The 15,633-nt window shown below is 65.4% G+C and carries 15 protein-coding genes; 13 read left to right on the top strand and 2 right to left on the bottom strand.

What is annotated here, in order from left to right; genetic code table 11:
• Positions 1 to 15 precede the first annotated feature (15 nt).
• On the bottom strand, positions 16 to 345 hold the full coding sequence (locus FIU83_RS08810) for a helix-turn-helix transcriptional regulator (RefSeq protein WP_152483709.1): 330 nt from the start codon (positions 343 to 345) through the stop codon (positions 16 to 18).
• Positions 342 to 1,691, bottom strand: a complete 1,350-nt coding sequence (locus tag FIU83_RS08805; protein ID WP_152483708.1) for a type II toxin-antitoxin system HipA family toxin — start codon at positions 1,689 to 1,691, stop codon at positions 342 to 344. The genes FIU83_RS08810 and FIU83_RS08805 overlap by 4 nt, the downstream gene beginning before the upstream one ends.
• Positions 1,692 to 2,501: 810 nt before the next feature.
• Here FIU83_RS08805 and FIU83_RS08800 point away from each other — a divergent pair.
• The 13 genes from FIU83_RS08800 to wecC all read left to right on the top strand — a co-directional run bounded on the left by FIU83_RS08800 (position 2,502) and on the right by wecC (position 15,584).
• A complete protein-coding gene (locus tag FIU83_RS08800) occupies positions 2,502 to 2,780 on the top strand; it encodes a DVU3141 family protein (RefSeq protein ID WP_253939414.1) in 279 nt (92 codons plus the stop codon).
• 2 nt (positions 2,781 to 2,782) lie between these two features.
• Complete coding sequence (locus tag FIU83_RS08795) at positions 2,783 to 4,507, top strand: polysaccharide biosynthesis/export family protein (protein ID WP_152483706.1); 1,725 nt, start codon at positions 2,783 to 2,785, stop codon at positions 4,505 to 4,507.
• A complete protein-coding gene (locus FIU83_RS08790; RefSeq protein WP_152483705.1) occupies positions 4,507 to 5,316 on the top strand; it encodes an ABC transporter permease in 810 nt (269 codons plus the stop codon). Before FIU83_RS08795 ends, FIU83_RS08790 begins: the two co-directional genes overlap by 1 nt.
• An 18-nt stretch (positions 5,317 to 5,334) precedes the next feature.
• Complete coding sequence (locus FIU83_RS08785; RefSeq protein WP_152483704.1) at positions 5,335 to 5,997, top strand: ABC transporter ATP-binding protein; 663 nt, start codon at positions 5,335 to 5,337, stop codon at positions 5,995 to 5,997.
• Between the two features lie 79 nt (positions 5,998 to 6,076).
• Positions 6,077 to 7,159 (top strand): chain-length determining protein, encoded by a 1,083-nt coding sequence (locus FIU83_RS08780; RefSeq protein WP_152483703.1) that lies wholly within the window; start codon positions 6,077 to 6,079, stop codon positions 7,157 to 7,159.
• A gap of 1 nt (position 7,160) precedes the next feature.
• Positions 7,161 to 8,291, top strand: coding sequence for a dTDP-glucose 4,6-dehydratase (gene rfbB / locus FIU83_RS08775; RefSeq protein ID WP_152483702.1), 1,131 nt, complete (start codon positions 7,161 to 7,163; stop codon positions 8,289 to 8,291).
• The gene (gene rfbD, locus FIU83_RS08770; RefSeq protein ID WP_152483701.1) at positions 8,288 to 9,181 is read left to right on the top strand and encodes a dTDP-4-dehydrorhamnose reductase; all 894 of its coding nucleotides are present in this window, start codon (positions 8,288 to 8,290) and stop codon (positions 9,179 to 9,181) included. Before rfbB ends, rfbD begins: the two co-directional genes overlap by 4 nt.
• Positions 9,182 to 9,242: 61 nt before the next feature.
• Positions 9,243 to 10,133: a glucose-1-phosphate thymidylyltransferase RfbA gene (rfbA, locus tag FIU83_RS08765; RefSeq protein ID WP_152483700.1), complete on the top strand. Its 891-nt coding sequence runs from the start codon at positions 9,243 to 9,245 to the stop codon at positions 10,131 to 10,133.
• Positions 10,130 to 10,690, top strand: coding sequence for a dTDP-4-dehydrorhamnose 3,5-epimerase (gene rfbC / locus FIU83_RS08760; protein WP_152483699.1), 561 nt, complete (start codon positions 10,130 to 10,132; stop codon positions 10,688 to 10,690). Before rfbA ends, rfbC begins: the two co-directional genes overlap by 4 nt.
• 17 nt (positions 10,691 to 10,707) lie before the next feature.
• On the top strand, positions 10,708 to 12,501 hold the full coding sequence (locus tag FIU83_RS08755) for a class I SAM-dependent methyltransferase (RefSeq protein ID WP_152483698.1): 1,794 nt from the start codon (positions 10,708 to 10,710) through the stop codon (positions 12,499 to 12,501).
• Positions 12,491 to 12,976, top strand: a complete 486-nt coding sequence (locus tag FIU83_RS08750; protein WP_152483697.1) for a hypothetical protein — start codon at positions 12,491 to 12,493, stop codon at positions 12,974 to 12,976. The genes FIU83_RS08755 and FIU83_RS08750 overlap by 11 nt, the downstream gene beginning before the upstream one ends.
• A gap of 88 nt (positions 12,977 to 13,064) precedes the next feature.
• A complete protein-coding gene (wecB, locus tag FIU83_RS08745) occupies positions 13,065 to 14,195 on the top strand; it encodes a non-hydrolyzing UDP-N-acetylglucosamine 2-epimerase (RefSeq protein ID WP_216645019.1) in 1,131 nt (376 codons plus the stop codon).
• A 108-nt stretch (positions 14,196 to 14,303) separates the two neighbouring features.
• Positions 14,304 to 15,584 carry a UDP-N-acetyl-D-mannosamine dehydrogenase gene (gene wecC, locus FIU83_RS08740; protein WP_152483695.1) on the top strand — a complete coding sequence of 427 codons (1,281 nt, stop codon included), beginning with the start codon at positions 14,304 to 14,306 and terminating at the stop codon, positions 15,582 to 15,584.
• The last annotated feature ends 49 nt before the right edge of the window (positions 15,585 to 15,633 follow it).

Below are 15,633 nucleotides of genomic sequence, written 5' to 3'. Positions count from 1 at the left end.
CGAGCGCAGCCCCCGCTAGCCTCGCGGCCCTCGGGCGTCGTCGTCCTCGAGCAGCCGTGCCAGCAGGGCGGGCTGGCGCGGCAGCAGGCCGACACGCAGCCCCAGGGGGCGAAAGACCCGGTCCATGCTGGCCATGGAGGCGTTGCCGGCGTCGCGCTCGATGTCGGAGAGGGTGCGCCGGCTGATGCCCACCAAGGCCGCGTAGTCGCCCTGGGACATGCCCAGCACCTCCCGACGAAGGTGGCGCAGCACCTGGCCCTCGCTGAGCTCGCCGCGCAGCAGGCGGCGCAGCTGCTCCAGCAGGGCGGCCTCGCGGGCCTCCGGCGTCATGGCGTCGCGTTTCATGAGATCAGTCCCCAGCGCCTGAGCCGTTGATCGAGATGGCGAAGCCCCACCGCCGGCCGGGTGAGGATCCGTTCGGGCACGCCCCGTGCGGCCAGGCGCTCGTCCAGGCCCTTCAGGCGGTCGCCGAGGGTCTCCAGCTCCGCCATCAGCCGATCCGGCGCGACCAGGGCATCGAGCGAGCGGGCGATGGCGGGCCAGTCGAACTCGCCGCCCTGCTCGAGGGGCGCGCCCCACTGGGTCGTGCGGGTCACGCCCTCGGGGTCGGCCTTCATGGGGGCGAAGTCGTAGACCGGGGCGTGCCAGATGCCCTCCGGACGCTTGAGCAGGGCCGCGTTGCGCCCGTGGTTGTCCGAGTTGCCGAAGGCGACGTTGAGCAGGTCGCGCTTCACCCACTCGATCACGAAGGCCTCCCGGTTGAAGGGCTCGCCCAGTTCCCGGACCCGATACTGCGCCTCGAGCAGGGTGACCAGCCGCTCGACGACCGCCCCATGGCGCAGGTGCGTGCCCGGGGCGGCGCCGAGCAGGGCATAGACGGACTCCAGGCCGAAGCGGCAGAGCCGGCCGTGGCGCGCCTCGACGTCGAAGCGCGGCAGCCACAGCGAGGGGTAGCGGTCGCCCTCGATCAGCGCCAGGCCGTCGAGCGACACGCTGTCGATGCCAAGATCGGCAAGCTCCCGATAGTAGTGGTACTCGGCGCGCAGGATGTCGCAGTCGTCGGCTCCGCGCTGGCCCCGGGGAAACTTGACCAGGAAGTTCGGGTCGAGGGTCGTCGGGTCGTCCTGCCAGGTATCGATCCAGATCCGGTCGTCCGGCGAGCGCCTTACCAGCAGCTTGGGGGCCTCGCCGCCGGCGCCGGTGGCCCCGCCGCTGGCGGCGCCCATCTGCTGGGCATATTCCAGGAAGTCGGTATGTCGCTCGATGACATCGTCCAGCGGGAAGCGCAGCGTCTCCAGCGTGCCGCCCGGCGGGCGCGGCGGCACGGCCTCGCGGATGCGCAGGTTGCCGACCGGGGCGATGGTGCCCCGGCGCAGCAGTTCGCTGTCCTGTTCGCCGGGGGTGAGGTCCTGGATGCCGAGGTGGTCGATCCAGTAACGCCGGCTCGCCCCGGCCGGCATGATGTCCTCCAGGAAGCCGAACCAGCGCTCGCCGTGGTGGCGCATCATCAGCTCGACCGGCAGGGTCAGGCTGCAGGCGTGCTCGTCATCGTGTGACATCCAGGCCAGGGCATGTTCCTGCAGGTAGCCCAGCCGGGCGGGACCGGCCGTGCCGCGCTCCGGGGCCGGGATCTCCAGCAGGGCGGCGTCGTGCCATTGGCCGCGATGGTGGATCTGAACGGTCAGCTGCATGAGGCGCCTTCGCAAGGTGACACGTTTGTGCAATTTACTGCGCACATGGAGGGTGTCTGGTATTTAATGAGCAGGATAATACACAAAATCAATCCGGGCCATCATTTGTACGCAACATTTTGCACATATCATCATGGTGTTGTTCGGCTTCGGCTCTTTCGGATCCACGAGGTGCAGCGAAGAGGGTGGCCATCGTCGCTGCTCGGCCGTGGCTTCTAGCGATGCCTGATTCACGCCCGATCGCTAACGAAATTGACAACGCCACGGGGTTGACAAGGATCGATGAGTCATTGATTAGAAAGTAAACTTGGCTGGGCCGGTCTCACACCATAGAATATGGCCGCTTCAAATTATGAAATTTTGAGAACCAAGGATCCGGTTCTCTTGAAATTGTCAACGTGACAGGGCAAGGGACGAGGCCCGTTTTCAATCCCGGGGCGGTAGCGTGTCTGGTTGGGTGGCGCCTGATACGCTCCTGCCCGGGCGTGGATTAAGCCGTTCATCACGACCATGTTTCATGCTTAATTCGCCAAAGCCTTATGCCGATAGGCCCGGGCTGCCACCATGGTCCCGAGGCTCCTCTTGTGCCACTTGCATTACGTTGGTTCTCACCGGCGCCAAACGGTGAGACACCCTGAGAAAATTTTACCCAAGAGAACCTTCATGCACGCCATTTCGACGCCCTTGTCTCGCCGTCGGCCGGCTGGCAGACGATTGTCTGTTGGCGGGCGCACGCTCTTTTTTGCCCTTAGCCTCGTCTTGAGCGGCTGTGCCTCGCTATCGCCCGCGCCGCAAGAGGGCGGCTCGGTCGTGGCGGGGCAGCAGCAGGGCCGGGCGCTCGATGCCAACCTCAGCGGTTTCCTGGCGCAGTCCTCTCCGGATGCCGTGATCACCCTGGCCAATAGTCCCTGGGGGAGCGACGTGACGGTTACCGGCGGCGCGCCCTATCACGCCGCGAGCGGACGCACCTGCCGGCGCCTGATCATCGAGGGCGGCCGCCGTGGCGAGATGCGCTATGCCGTGGCCTGCGAAACTCCCGACGGCTGGACGAGTCGTCGTCTGGTGACCCAGCCGGCAGGAGGCCGATAACCATGACCGTACGCCGTCATTCCCGTTGGTCGCATGCCGCCCTGCTGGCCGGGCTCATGAGCCTTCCCTCCGTGGCCATGGCCCAGAGCGTTGGCACCTCCAGCGAAATCCTGCCGGAGCAGCAGCGCGCCGAATCCATTCCCGACGAGGTCGACGCCTCGCCCCGTGCGAACTGGAACAACGCCAACTATGGCCCAGTGAATGGCCACGAGGGCGTTCAGCCGGCCGAGGCCGAGATGGACGCCCTGCCACCGTTCGGCGCCAACCTCTTCGAGGGCGGCTTTCGCGGCACCATGGCAGACGGGCTGACGCCCGGCTACCAGATCAAGCCCGGTGATCAGGTTACCCTTCGCGCCTGGGGCGCCGTCGAGCTCGACCGCGTGTTGCCCGTCGATGCCCAGGGCAATATCTTCATTCCCTCCATCGGGCCGCTGGCCGTTCAGGGAATGAACAGCCAGCAGCTTGACGGCCGCGTGCGACAGGCCATCCAGTCGGTCTATCCCGATAACGTCCAGGTCTACACCAACCTGCAGGGCGTGCAGCCGGTCGGGGTGTTCGTCACCGGCTATGTCGAGAATCCGGGCCGCTATGCCGGCACGCCTTCGGATTCGGTGCTCTATTTCCTCGATCAGGCGGGCGGCATCGACAACGCCCTGGGCAGCTACCGGCAGATTCGCGTGATGCGCGACGGTCGCACCCTGGCCGAGGTGGACCTCTATGACTTCCTGCTGCGCGGCGAGCTGGCGCGGCCGCAGTTCCGCGACGGCGACACCATCGTCGTCGAGGAGCGTGGCCCGGCCATCGCGGTCGTGGGCGAGGTGGAGCGCGACTATCGCTACGAGCTGCGCGGCCACCAGCTGACCGGCGCCGAGGTGGTCGATCTGGCGCGCTTGAAGAGCGGCGTCTCCCATGTGCTGCTGCGTGGCGATCGCGCCTCGGGCCCCGTCGCCGAGTACGTGCCTTTGTCGCGCTTCGGCGGGCGCACCGTGCGCAGCGGCGACGAAGTGCTGTTCAGCGCCGACCAGCGCGACGAGACCATCGTGGTGCAGCTGGAGGGCAGCTACTACGGCCCCTCCCGCTATGCGCTGCCGCGGGACGCGCGCCTCGGTGAGCTGCTCGACGCCGTGGCCGTGCCCGAGACGATGACCGCCGAGCGCAGCATCTCGATCAAGCGCGAGAGCGTGGCCGCCCAGCAGCAGGCCGCCCTGGAAGAGAGCCTGCGTCGCCTGGAGACCACCTACCTGGGCGCCTCCTCCTCCACCAACGAGGAGGCGCAGATCCGCGTGCGCGAAGCGGAGCTGATCCAGAAGTTCACCGAGCGCGCGCGCCAGATGGAGCCCAGCGGCCGGCTGGTGGTGGCGCACCGCGGCCAGATCAGCGATATCCGCCTGCAGGATGGCGACGTGATCACCATTCCCGAGATTACCGATTCCGTGCTGATCAGCGGCGAGGTGGTGGTGCCCCAGGCGGTGGTCTTTCGGCCCGGCATGAGCACCTGGGACTACATCGAGGGCGCCGGCGGCCTCACCAGCCGCGGCGACGACGACCACGTGCTGGTGGTGCGCCAGAACGGTGCCGTGCGCGACGCCGATGACGTCACGCTGCGCCCCGGCGACGAGATCCTGGTGATGCCCGAGGTGCCGACCAAGAACCTGCAGCTCGCGACCAGCCTGACGCAGATCCTCTACCAGATCGCCGTGGCCACCAAGGTTGCCGTGGATCTGTGATGGCGGATACGGATCCCACCCAGGCCAGCGGTCGCTCCCCTTGGCAGGTCACCCGCAGCGTCTGGTACGCCATGTTCATGCGTGAAGCCATCTCGCGCACCATGGCCGATCGCCTGGGCTGGTTCTGGATGGTCGCCGAGCCCGCGGCCTTCGTGCTGATCATGGTGGCCATTCGTAGCGTTATCAGTGGTGACCGGCTGATCGTCGGTGCCGACTTCATCCCCTGGATGATCGTCGGGATGATGGGTTTCTTCCTGATTCGCGAGGGCATGATGCGCGGACTCGGCGCGGTGGACGCCAGCCGGGCACTGTTCGCATACCGGCAGGTGCAGCCGGTCGACCCGGTGCTGGTGCGCTGCTTTCTGGAAGGCATGCTGCGCACCTTCATCTTCCTGCTGTTCATCGCCGGCGGGCTGCTACTCGGGCTTGATATCGCCCCGGACAATGCCATCCGCGCCATGCTGATGTGGATCTCGCTCTGGTGCCTGGGGCTCGGCCTGGGGCTCGTCGTCTCGGTGCTGGGCTCGCTGGTGCCCGAGGTCGGCAAGATCGTGAACATGCTCAGCCTGCCGCTGCTGATCATCTCCGGCGTGATCCTGCCGCTCAACCATCTGCCCCACGGCCTGCTCGAGTACCTGATGCTCAACCCCATCGCCCACGGGCTGGAGATTCTGCGTCTGGGCTTCTTCGAGGGGTACAAGGTCGTCCACGGCACCAGCCTGATCTACTTCTGGCTGGTCACCCTGGCGCTGATCGCCCTGGGACTGCTGCTGCACGTGCGCTTCGCCCAGCGGCTGAAAGCGAAATGAGGGAAAAGGAAGGGCGACATGATCGAAATCGACGGCCTCTACAAGCGCTATCACAATCACCACGGTAGCGACTGGGTGCTCAAGGACGTCAACCTTAGCTTTCCAAAGGGCGTCAGCGTCGGCTTGCTGGGGCGCAACGGCGCGGGAAAGTCGACCCTGCTGCGCCTGATTGCCGGCATGGACAGCCCCGGGCGGGGTGAGATACGGCGCAACTGCCGGGTCTCCTGGCCCATCGGTCTCTCCAGCGGTTTTCAGAGTTCGATGACCGGCCGTCAGAACGTCAAGTTCGTAGCCCGCATTCACGGCGGGGGGTTCAACGTGCAGCGCATCATCGACGCCGTGGAGGAGTTCGCCGAGATCGGCAAGGCGTTCGACGAACCGATCAAGACCTACTCTTCCGGCATGCGCTCGCGGCTCAATTTCGGGCTTTCGCTAGCTTTCGACTTCGATGTCTACCTCTCCGATGAGGCCACCTCGGTAGGCGACCGCGCCTTCAAGGCCAAGGCCACCCAGGCCTTCAAGGACAAGGTCGGCAAGGCCAGCCTGATCATGGTCTCCCACAGCGAGGGGATCCTGAAAGATCTCTGTCAGTCTGGCGTCTATCTGCGTCGGGGGCAGGCGACCTGGTACGACGATATCAACGATGCCATTGCCGCCTACCACCAGGAAACCTCTGGCTGACCTGTCGTGCTCCTGTTCTTGCACTGCTTAGCGCCGCCAGCTCCGCCTTCATGCCCGACACTCCGGTACTCCAATCGCTATGAAACACTTCATCAAGACCCAGCCGCAGTGGGCGATCGCCCTGACGGCCATTCTTTTCGTTGCTCTCTACTGGTCCGTCTGGGCCGAAGATCGCTATGTGTCTCGCGCGACCGTGGTGCTGGAGAGTCCGCAGATCGCTCAGCCGGACATCAGCTTCTCGTCGATCCTCACCGGCGGTTCCGGTGACAGCGACCTGCTGCTGCTGAGGGAGCACCTGCTCTCGGTCGACATGCTCAAGCGGGTTCAGGAGGAGCTCGACTTCCGCCAGCACTTCAGCGAGCACGGGGACGTCTTCGCCCGGCTCGGCGATCGCGAGGCGCCCATCGAGGAGCTTCACGAATACTACCGGGATCGCATCACCGTCGAGATGGACGAGTACGCCGGCGTGCTCAACATCGAGGTGCAGGCCTACACGCCGGGGTTTGCCCACGACTTCGCCTCGTTGCTGTTGCGAGAGGGCGAGCGGCACATGAACGCCATGGGTCAGCGCCTCGCCGAGGAGCAGGTCGAGTTCCTCGAGGTACAGGTCGAGCGGCTGAGCGACCGACTGGACGAGGCGCGCAGCGACCTGCTGGCCTTCCAGAACGAGCAAGGGCTGGTCTCGCCGACCCATACGGTGGAGAGCCTCAATCAGGTGGTCAGCACCCTGGAGGGCGAACTCGCGCGGCTGCAGGCACGGCGTAGCGCCCTGGGCAGCTTCTCCAGCGCACGCTCGGCCGAGGTGGTACGGGTGGAGAGCGAGATCGCAGCGCTGCGTGAACAGATCGACAAGGAGCGCGATCGTCTGGCCCAAGCCACTGGGGACTCTCTCAACCGCATCTCCTCGGAGTACCAGACCCTCGAGCTCAAGGCGAAGTTTGCCCAGCAGACCTACTCCAGCGCCCTGGCGGCATTGGAAAACACTCGCATCGAGGCGGCCCGCAAGCTCAAGCAGGTCAGCGTGCTGCAGAGCCCGCTATTCCCCGAGTACCCCACGCGTCCCGATCGGCTCTATAACATCACGGTCTTCGCCATCGTCACGATCTTCCTGGCCTTCATCCTGAGCATGCTGATCATGATCATCAGGGATCACAGGGACTGATATGGGCAAGACCTTCCTGATCACCGGCGGCGCCGGCTTCATCGGCTCCGCCCTGGTGCGCGAGCTGCTCGAGAACACCGACCACCGCGTCGTCAATGTCGACAAACTTACCTATGCCGGTAACCTGGAGTCCCTGGCCGGGGCGGACAATGATGAGCGCTATTGCTTTCTGCAGGCCGATATCTGTGATGCGAAGGCCATGCAGCAGGCGTTCGATCAGCATCGCCCCGATGTCGTGATGCACCTGGCCGCCGAGAGCCACGTGGACCGTTCCATCGATGGCCCCGCCGCCTTTGTTCAGACCAACCTGGTTGGAACCTCGGTGCTGCTCGAGACGGCACGAGCTTACTGGACGGCGCTTCATGAGAGCGGCTCGGCCAAGGCCGCGACGTTTCGCTTCCACCACGTCTCTACCGATGAGGTGTATGGCGACCTGGAACCTGGCGATGCCTCTTTCAGCGAGCGCACGCCGTATGCGCCGAGCTCGCCATATTCCGCCAGCAAGGCCGGCTCGGACCACCTGGTGCGCGCCTGGCAGCGCACCTTCGGCCTGCCCACGCTCATCACCAACTGCTCCAACAACTATGGGCCCTATCAGTTCCCTGAGAAGCTGGTCCCGCTGATGATCCTCAACGCCCTGGCCGGCAAGCCGCTGCCTGTTTACGGCGACGGTCAGCAGGTGCGCGACTGGCTCCATGTGGAAGACCACGCTCGGGCGCTGATCAAGGTGGCAACAGAAGGGCGGGTAGGTGAGACCTATAACATTGGTGGCCACAACGAGAAGACCAATCTCGAAGTGGTGGAGTCGATCTGCGACCTGCTGCAGCGGCGGGTAACTACCAGCGAAGCCGTCAGCGCCAATGTGGGAGCGCCGTTTGCGGCGCGAAAGGCCGATGGCAAGGTGCTTAACCACTACCGCGAGCTCATTACCCTTGTGAAGGATCGCCCCGGCCACGATCGGCGCTACGCCATCGATGCGAGCAAGATCGCACGGGAGTTGGGCTGGATGCCTGCCGAGACTTTCGAGAGTGGCCTGGCCAAGACCGTCGACTGGTATCTGGCGAATCGCGAATGGTGGCAACACGTTCAGGATGGCAGCTACCAGGGTGAGCGGCTCGGGATCGGCACATGAGCCAGAGCTTGCCGACCATCCTGGTCACCGGCGGCAGCGGCCAGGTGGGCTTCGAACTGCAGCGCCAGTTGTGTCTATTGGGCACGGTGCTGGCGCCGTCTCGCCAGGAGCTCGACCTTACCAATGACATTGCTGTGGGCGTCTACCTGGACCGGCATGACCCAGACCTGATCGTCAACGCTGCCGCCTACACCGCTGTCGACCAGGCAGAAACGGAGCATTCGCTGGCTGAGCGTCTCAATAGCGAGCTTCCGTCTCGGCTCGCTGCCTGGTGCGCTCAGCGTCAACGGCGCCTCGTGCACTACTCCAGCGACTACGTCTATTCCGGTGAAGGCGAGGCACCATGGCGAGAGACCAGCGATACCGAGCCGCTCAGCGTCTATGGGCGCACCAAGCGCGATGGAGATCGCGCCTTGCTCGATAGCGGTGGACGGCACCTGATCCTGCGTACGAGTTGGGTCTACGGCGCACGAGGTCGCAATTTCATGACGACCATGCTGCGCCTGGGGCGCGAGCGCGACACGCTCAAGGTCGTCGACGATCAGGTCGGCGCACCCACCCCGGCTCGGCTGATTGCACAGGTCACGACCCGAGCGCTCGAGCGCGATCTGCCATCGGGAATTTACCACCTGGCCACCCGGGGAGAGACGAGCTGGCGGGAGTTCGCCCGCGAGATCTTCCGGCAGGCCCAGCGCCAGGCCGAGGCACTGACCATCGCCCCCGGTGGCGTGCGAGCGATTTCCACCTCGGAGTACCCCACGCCGGCGCAGCGGCCGCTCAACTCGCGGCTCGCGCTGTGCAAGCTGGAAAGCGCCCTGGGCATCCGACTCCCTACATGGCAGGAGCAGCTGGCGCTGACCCTGACCGAGCACCTGGCGCATCGCCGATAGCGTACGCCCGAGACCGCAGCAGGACGCAGCACCGAACGTTCTACGTCAAATGGATATGACCATGGCCCGAAAAGGCATCATCCTCGCCGGCGGCTCCGGCAGTCGTCTGTTTCCCTTGACCCACGGGATCTCCAAACAGCTGCTGCCCATCTATGACAAGCCGATGATCTACTACCCGATCTCGGTACTGATGCTCGCCGGCATTCGTGAGATCTTGATCATCTCCACGCCGCAGGACCTGCCCCTGTTCCGCCGCCTGTTGGGCGACGGCGAGGCCTTTGGCATTCGACTCGAGTATGCCGAGCAGCCAAGCCCCGACGGCCTGGCCCAGGCCTTCCTGATCGGTGAGCACTTCATCGGCGATGACCCGGTATGCCTGGTGCTCGGCGACAACATTTTCCACGGCCAGCACTTTTCTGGCCAGCTACGCGACGCCGCGTCAATGCGCCAGGGCGCCACCATCTTTGGCTACTACGTCCAGGATCCGGAACGCTTTGGCGTGGTGGAGTTCGATGACCATGGCCGCGCTCTCTCCATCGAGGAAAAGCCGCAGACGCCGAAATCGTCCTACGCCGTGACCGGACTCTACTTCTACGACAACGACGTGGTGGAAATCGCCAAGGCCGTGACACCCAGCGCCCGCGGCGAGCTCGAGATCACCAGCATCAACAACGCCTATCTGCAACGCGGCGATCTGCGAGTCGAGTGCCTGGGGCGGGGCTTTGCCTGGCTCGATACCGGCACCCACGACAGCCTGCTAGAGGCCGCCCAATACGTGCAGACCATTGAGCATCGCCAGGGCCTCAAGATCGCCTGCCTCGAGGAGATCGCCTGGCGACAGAAGTGGATTACCACCGAGGCATTGGCGGCGCGTGGTCAGGCGCTGACCAAGACTGGCTACGGCCACTATCTGCAACGGCTGGCTGATGGCCACTTTGGAAATACATTATGAAGGTCATTCCGACAGGCATTCCCGATCTGTTGATTATCGAACCCGACGTACATGGCGATGCGCGCGGGTTCTTCATGGAGAGCTTCAACCAGCGCGTCTTCGAAGAGGTGACCGGCGTGACGGCCACCTTCGTTCAGGACAACCACTCTCGCTCCGCCCAGGGCGTGCTGCGGGGCCTGCACTATCAGGTCGAACAGCCTCAGGGGAAGCTGGTGCGCGTCATTCAGGGCGAGATCCTCGATGTGGCGGTGGACATCCGCGAGGACTCTCCAACCTTCGGTCATTGGGACAGCGTTCGCCTCGACGCAGCCCACCATCGCCAGCTCTGGGTGCCACCGGGCTTCGCCCACGGCTTTCTTGTGCTCAGCGACAGCGCCGACGTGCTCTACAAGACTACCGACTACTACGCACCCCAGCATGAGCGGGCGATCCGCTGGGACGACCCCACCTTGGCGATCGACTGGCAACGCCACGCCTGGCACTGGGGCGATATCCCCAGGCTTTCGGCCAAGGACGCCACTGCTGGTCGCTATCTCGACCTGCTTTCTTCATCTTGAGCTCGACAGGGCGGATCATGACGCAATCACTTCAAACCCCATCGTCGGCCGGCAGCGGCCAGATGCCTTCTCAGACCCTGATCCCGCAGCTCTCGCTGCAATCGATGTTCTGGCGGCCCAAGTTCGCCAAGGATCCGGTCTGGAGTGTCCATCTGCCGGTGGCGTTCTGGCTGATCGAGGCTCAGCGCCCCCAGCGGGTCGTGGAGCTGGGCACTCAGGAGGGCACCTCCTGGTTCGCCTTCTGCCAGGCCCTGGAGCGACTCAACCCCTACGCCGAGTGCCTGGGCTTTACCGCCGGCCCGCCCGATGCTGCCCTGGTCGAGCATACCGATGCCCAGTACCAGGAGCTCGCTCGGGTTCGGCAGGCTTCGCAAGCCGATGCGCTGGAGCAGCTGGAGGAGGGCAGCGTCGACCTTCTGCACGTGGCACCCGGCGTGGCGAAGCCGATCGCAAAGGAGTGGGCGCATTGGCAGGCTCGGCTGTCGGCCCGCGGCGTGGTGCTGATCAGCCAGGCTGGCCCGGGCCAGCCCGGCGAGGCCCTCTATCGCCAGGTACGCGAGGGCAGAGCGCACTTTCTCTTCGAGCAGTCCCAGGGCCTGGCCATCGTCGCAGTGGGCGCACAGCAGTACGAAAGCCTGGAGCGATTGCTGGGCTTCCAGCCGGGCCAGCCCGGCATGCGTCTGGTGCAGCAGGTGTTCCAGCGGCTGGGCCTGGCCTGCTGCGCCACACCCCCGAGCGGCCGCCCGGCAGCCCAGGCCGGTGATCGGGATGACGCCGAGGCGATCAGCACGGCCAGGCGCCAAGCCGAGAGCGCGCGCCGGGCCGCCGAGTTGGCACGAAAAGAGGCCGAGAGGGTGCGGTGCCAGGCCGACAGCGCCCGCCATGACGCCGAGCGGCGGATCGCGTCGCTTGAGCAGGACAAGGCGCACCTCGAGGCGACCCTGCAGGTACGCGACCAGGAACAAGAGACACTGCGCGCTAGCCATCGACGGCTCGAGGAAGAGCGGGCCACTCGCTTTGACGAGACCGCCAAGCTGACCGAGCTGTTGCAGGCGGCTGAGCAAGCACAGGCAACTGCCCAGGCGCGCATTGAGGAGCTCGAAGCCGCCAGGCGTCAGGCGCAGGAAGAGGGCGAACGTCATGCCCGGGACCACACAGCACTGCAACAGCGTCATCAGGTGTTAAAGAAACAGCTCGAAGATCAAGCACGGGAACTGGAACAACAAGCGCAGCAGCTGGAGTCGCTCGAAGCCGCCAGACAGAAGACCGCCGAGCAACAGGCTCAACAGCAAGATCGTCTCGATGCCGCCGAGCGGGCGAAGGTAGCCCTGCAGGGGGAGAACGCGACCCTGCATCGCCAGCAGCAGGACCGGTTCGACGAGCTGGCCGAGCTGACGAGGATGCTGGAAGAGAAGGAACGGCGCCTGGCCGAGCTTAACGAGAAGCCGAAACGCCTGGTAGATGCCTTCACCACACTGGGCAGGCCCTCAAAGGCACGGGGCAGTCGGCGTGCTAGCAAGGAGGATCTGCGCCTCGTCAAGCAGTCCGGTTTCTTTGATGAGGGCTGGTATGTGAACCGTTACCCGGACGTCGAGCAGAGCGGCATGAACGGTCTCGAGCACTTCGTGAAGTTCGGCGGCCAGGAGGGGCGCTCGCCGGGCCCGGCCTTCGATAGCCAGTGGTACCTGCTCGAATACCCGGATGTGGCCCAGGCTAATCTCAACCCCCTGGTGCACTACCTGCGTTTCGGTAGCAATGAGGACCGTTTACCCACGCCGGAGGCGTGGCAAGGTGAAAAACATGGATCTTGAACAACAGATTGAGCTGATCAAGCACTCCTCGTGGTTCGATGCAGAGTGGTATCTCGCGGCCTATCCCGACGTGGCGAGCCTCGACATGTGCCCGGCGAGCCACTTCGCCCGCTACGGCTGGCGAGTGGGGCGCAACCCTTCGGCGGCGTTTCACACCCGCGGCTATCAGCAACAGAACCGCGACGTGGCCGTGAGCGGCGTCAACCCGCTGATTCACTACCTGCAGCACGGGGAGAAGGAGAATCGCCGTCCGCCTGCCGTGCCCCGTGCAGATCATCGGGCGGCATCCGATCGTTCGGTGCCTACGGTCCCTCCGGCCCCGAGCCAGCCGCAGCCCGCGGCGGGCGCGCTCCCTGAGGAGGCCGCGCAGCGCCAGGCGCTCCAGCTCGAGCACACCCAGAAGCTGCTGGAGCACTACTTCCGCCGCTGCCAGGAGCTGGAGCTGCAACAGGGGGCGACCGGCGCCACCCGGTGAATCCAGCGCGCTGCTTGCCATCTTTACATCCCCGCCCGCTCGGGGAGTCTTCCTTTCCTCTTTCTGATCCATCACTGCAAGGATGCCCATGAAAGTCCTGACCGTGTTCGGTACCCGCCCCGAGGCCATCAAGATGGCGCCCCTGGCACTGCAACTCGCCGACGACGAGCGCTTCGAGGCGCGTGTCTGCGTGACGGCCCAGCACCGCGAGATGCTCGATCAGGTGCTCTCGCTGTTCGAGCTGACGCCGGACTACGACCTGAACCTGATGAAGCCGGGGCAGGATCTCAACGACATCACCTGCGGGATCCTGCAGGGGCTCAAGGGGGTGCTGGACGAGTTCCAGCCTGACATGGTGCTGGTGCACGGCGACACGGCGACCACCTTCGCCGCCAGCCTGGCCGCCTATTATCAGCAGATTCCGGTGGGCCATGTGGAGGCGGGGCTGCGCACCGGCAACCTCTATTCGCCGTGGCCGGAAGAGGCCAACCGCAAGCTGACCGGGGCGCTGGCCACCAAGCATTTCGCCCCCACCGATACCTCCCGACAGAACCTGCTGCGCGAGAACGTAGCCCCCGCCAGCGTGCACGTGACCGGCAACACCGTGGTCGACGCCCTGCTCGAGGTGGTGCGCAAGCTGGAGACTGGTCCGATGGCCGATGAACTCCGCGAGCGCTTTGACTTCCTCGACGATGACAAGCGCCTGGTGCTGGTGACCGGGCATCGCCGCGAGAGCTTCGGCGATGGCTTCGAGCGGATCTGTCGGGCCCTGGCCGAGACGGCCAAGGCCCATCCGGACGTGCAGATCGTCTACCCGGTGCACCTCAACCCCAACGTGCGAGAGCCGGTCAATCGCCTGCTGGCCGACATCGACAACGTGCTGCTGATCGAGCCCCAGGACTACCTGCCCTTCGTCTACCTGATGAACCGAGCCCACCTCATCCTGACCGACTCCGGCGGCATCCAGGAGGAGGCACCGTCGCTCGGCAAGCCCGTGCTGGTGATGCGCAACACCACCGAGCGCCCCGAAGCCGTCTCCGCCGGCACCGTCAAGCTGGTGGGCACCAGCGTGGACGTGATCACCACCGAGCTGACCCGGCTACTCACCGACGCCGACGCCTATCGTGCCATGAGCTTCGCGCACAACCCCTACGGCGATGGCAAGGCCTGCGAGCGCATCCTGGACGCGCTGATGGCCCGCCAGAGCGAGACCGCTTAAGCCCCGCCTGCCATGCCCGGCCAGCCTGCCTGGCCGCCAACGCCCGATGACCCATCGGGCGTTTTTAATTTTTGTTAGTCAGAGCTTTACGCACAAGGATGCTGATTCATGGAATTCAACACGATCTCGATGATTGGTCTTGGCTATATCGGCCTGCCCACCGCCGCCGTCTTCGCCTCCCGGCGGAAGAAGGTGATCGGCGTGGATATCGACCAGCACGCCGTTGATACCATCAACCGCGGCGAGATCCACATCATCGAGCCGGAGCTCGACATGGTGGTACACGCCGCCGTGCACGAGGGCTACCTGCGGGCGACCACCGCGCCGGAGCCGGCCGATGCCTTCATGGTGGCGGTGCCCACCCCCTTCCATACCGATGACAACGGCCAGAACCACAAGGCCGACCTGCGTTTCATCAAGGCCGCCAGCGAGGCGCTGGCCAAGGTGCTGGTGCCCGGCAACCTGGTGGTGCTGGAGTCGACCAGCCCGGTCGGCGCCACCGAGCAGATGGCGGAGTGGCTGGCCGCGGCCCGCCCGGACCTGACCTTCCCCCAGACCCACGGCGAGGCCTCCGACATTCGCATTGCGCACTGCCCCGAGCGGGTCCTGCCGGGTCACGTGGTCCGCGAGCTGGTGGAGAACGACCGGGTGATCGGCGGGATGACGCCGAAGTGTGCCGAGGCCGCCTGCGCGCTCTACGGCATCGTGGTGGAGGGGGAGTGCGTACCGACCACCGCGCGTACCGCCGAGATGGCCAAGCTCACCGAGAACAGCTTCCGCGACGTGAACATCGCCTTCGCCAACGAGCTCTCGACCATCGCCCACGAGCTGGAGATCAACGTCTGGGAATTGATCGCGCTGGCCAACCGCCATCCGCGCGTCAATATTCTCTCGCCGGGGGCCGGCGTGGGCGGACACTGCATTGCCGTGGACCCCTGGTTCATCGTCGATGCGTGCCCGGAGCAGGCCCGGCTGATCCGCACCGCCCGTGAGGTAAACGACGCCAAGCCCGACTGGGTGCTGTCGCGGGTCAACGAGGCGCTCGAGGGGCTGCATCGCACCCATCCCGGCGCGAGGCGCAGCGATCTCACCGTTGCCTGCCTCGGTGTGGCCTTCAAGCCTGACATCGACGATCTGCGCGAGAGTCCCGCGCTCGGCGTGACCGAGAAGATCGTCGAGCTGGGCTGCCGGGTCCAGGTGGTCGAGCCCAATATCGAGAGCCTGCCCGAGCGCCTGAACGCCGACAACGTGTCTCTCGTCAGCCTGGATGAAGCCCTGGGCCAGGCCGACGTGATCTGCGTGCTGGTCAAGCACAAGCCCTTCGTGCAGAAGAGCGACGCGGTGCGGGCCAAGCCGGCCGTCGTCGATGCAGTCGGCCTGCTCGGCTGAGCCCTTCCCAGCATCGAGAGTCACCGCGAGAGGCGCCCGATCAGGCGCC

It is taken from the genome of Halomonas sp. THAF5a (assembly GCF_009363755.1).
Lineage (GTDB): Bacteria > Pseudomonadota > Gammaproteobacteria > Pseudomonadales > Halomonadaceae > Halomonas.
This window is presented reverse-complemented; position numbering and strand designations above follow the sequence as displayed.

Bases quoted from the DNA above. Each gene is read 5' to 3' on its own strand.
- rfbA (WP_152483700.1), top strand. From the start codon at position 9,243: ATGGCCCGAAAAGGCATCATCCTCGCCGGCGGCTCCGGCAGTCGTCTG.
- rfbC (WP_152483699.1), top strand. From the start codon at position 10,130: ATGAAGGTCATTCCGACAGGCATTCCCGATCTGTTGATTATCGAACCC.
- wecB (WP_216645019.1), top strand. From the start codon at position 13,065: ATGAAAGTCCTGACCGTGTTCGGTACCCGCCCCGAGGCCATCAAGATG.
- FIU83_RS08780 (WP_152483703.1), top strand. From the start codon at position 6,077: ATGAAACACTTCATCAAGACCCAGCCGCAGTGGGCGATCGCCCTGACG.
- FIU83_RS08810 (WP_152483709.1), bottom strand. From the start codon at position 345: ATGAAACGCGACGCCATGACGCCGGAGGCCCGCGAGGCCGCCCTGCTG.
- rfbB (WP_152483702.1), top strand. From the start codon at position 7,161: ATGGGCAAGACCTTCCTGATCACCGGCGGCGCCGGCTTCATCGGCTCC.
- FIU83_RS08795 (WP_152483706.1), top strand. From the start codon at position 2,783: ATGACCGTACGCCGTCATTCCCGTTGGTCGCATGCCGCCCTGCTGGCC.
- FIU83_RS08805 (WP_152483708.1), bottom strand. From the start codon at position 1,691: ATGCAGCTGACCGTTCAGATCCACCATCGCGGCCAATGGCACGACGCC.
- wecC (WP_152483695.1), top strand. From the start codon at position 14,304: ATGGAATTCAACACGATCTCGATGATTGGTCTTGGCTATATCGGCCTG.
- FIU83_RS08790 (WP_152483705.1), top strand. From the start codon at position 4,507: ATGGCGGATACGGATCCCACCCAGGCCAGCGGTCGCTCCCCTTGGCAG.
- rfbD (WP_152483701.1), top strand. From the start codon at position 8,288: ATGAGCCAGAGCTTGCCGACCATCCTGGTCACCGGCGGCAGCGGCCAG.
- FIU83_RS08750 (WP_152483697.1), top strand. From the start codon at position 12,491: ATGGATCTTGAACAACAGATTGAGCTGATCAAGCACTCCTCGTGGTTC.
- FIU83_RS08755 (WP_152483698.1), top strand. From the start codon at position 10,708: ATGACGCAATCACTTCAAACCCCATCGTCGGCCGGCAGCGGCCAGATG.
- FIU83_RS08785 (WP_152483704.1), top strand. From the start codon at position 5,335: ATGATCGAAATCGACGGCCTCTACAAGCGCTATCACAATCACCACGGT.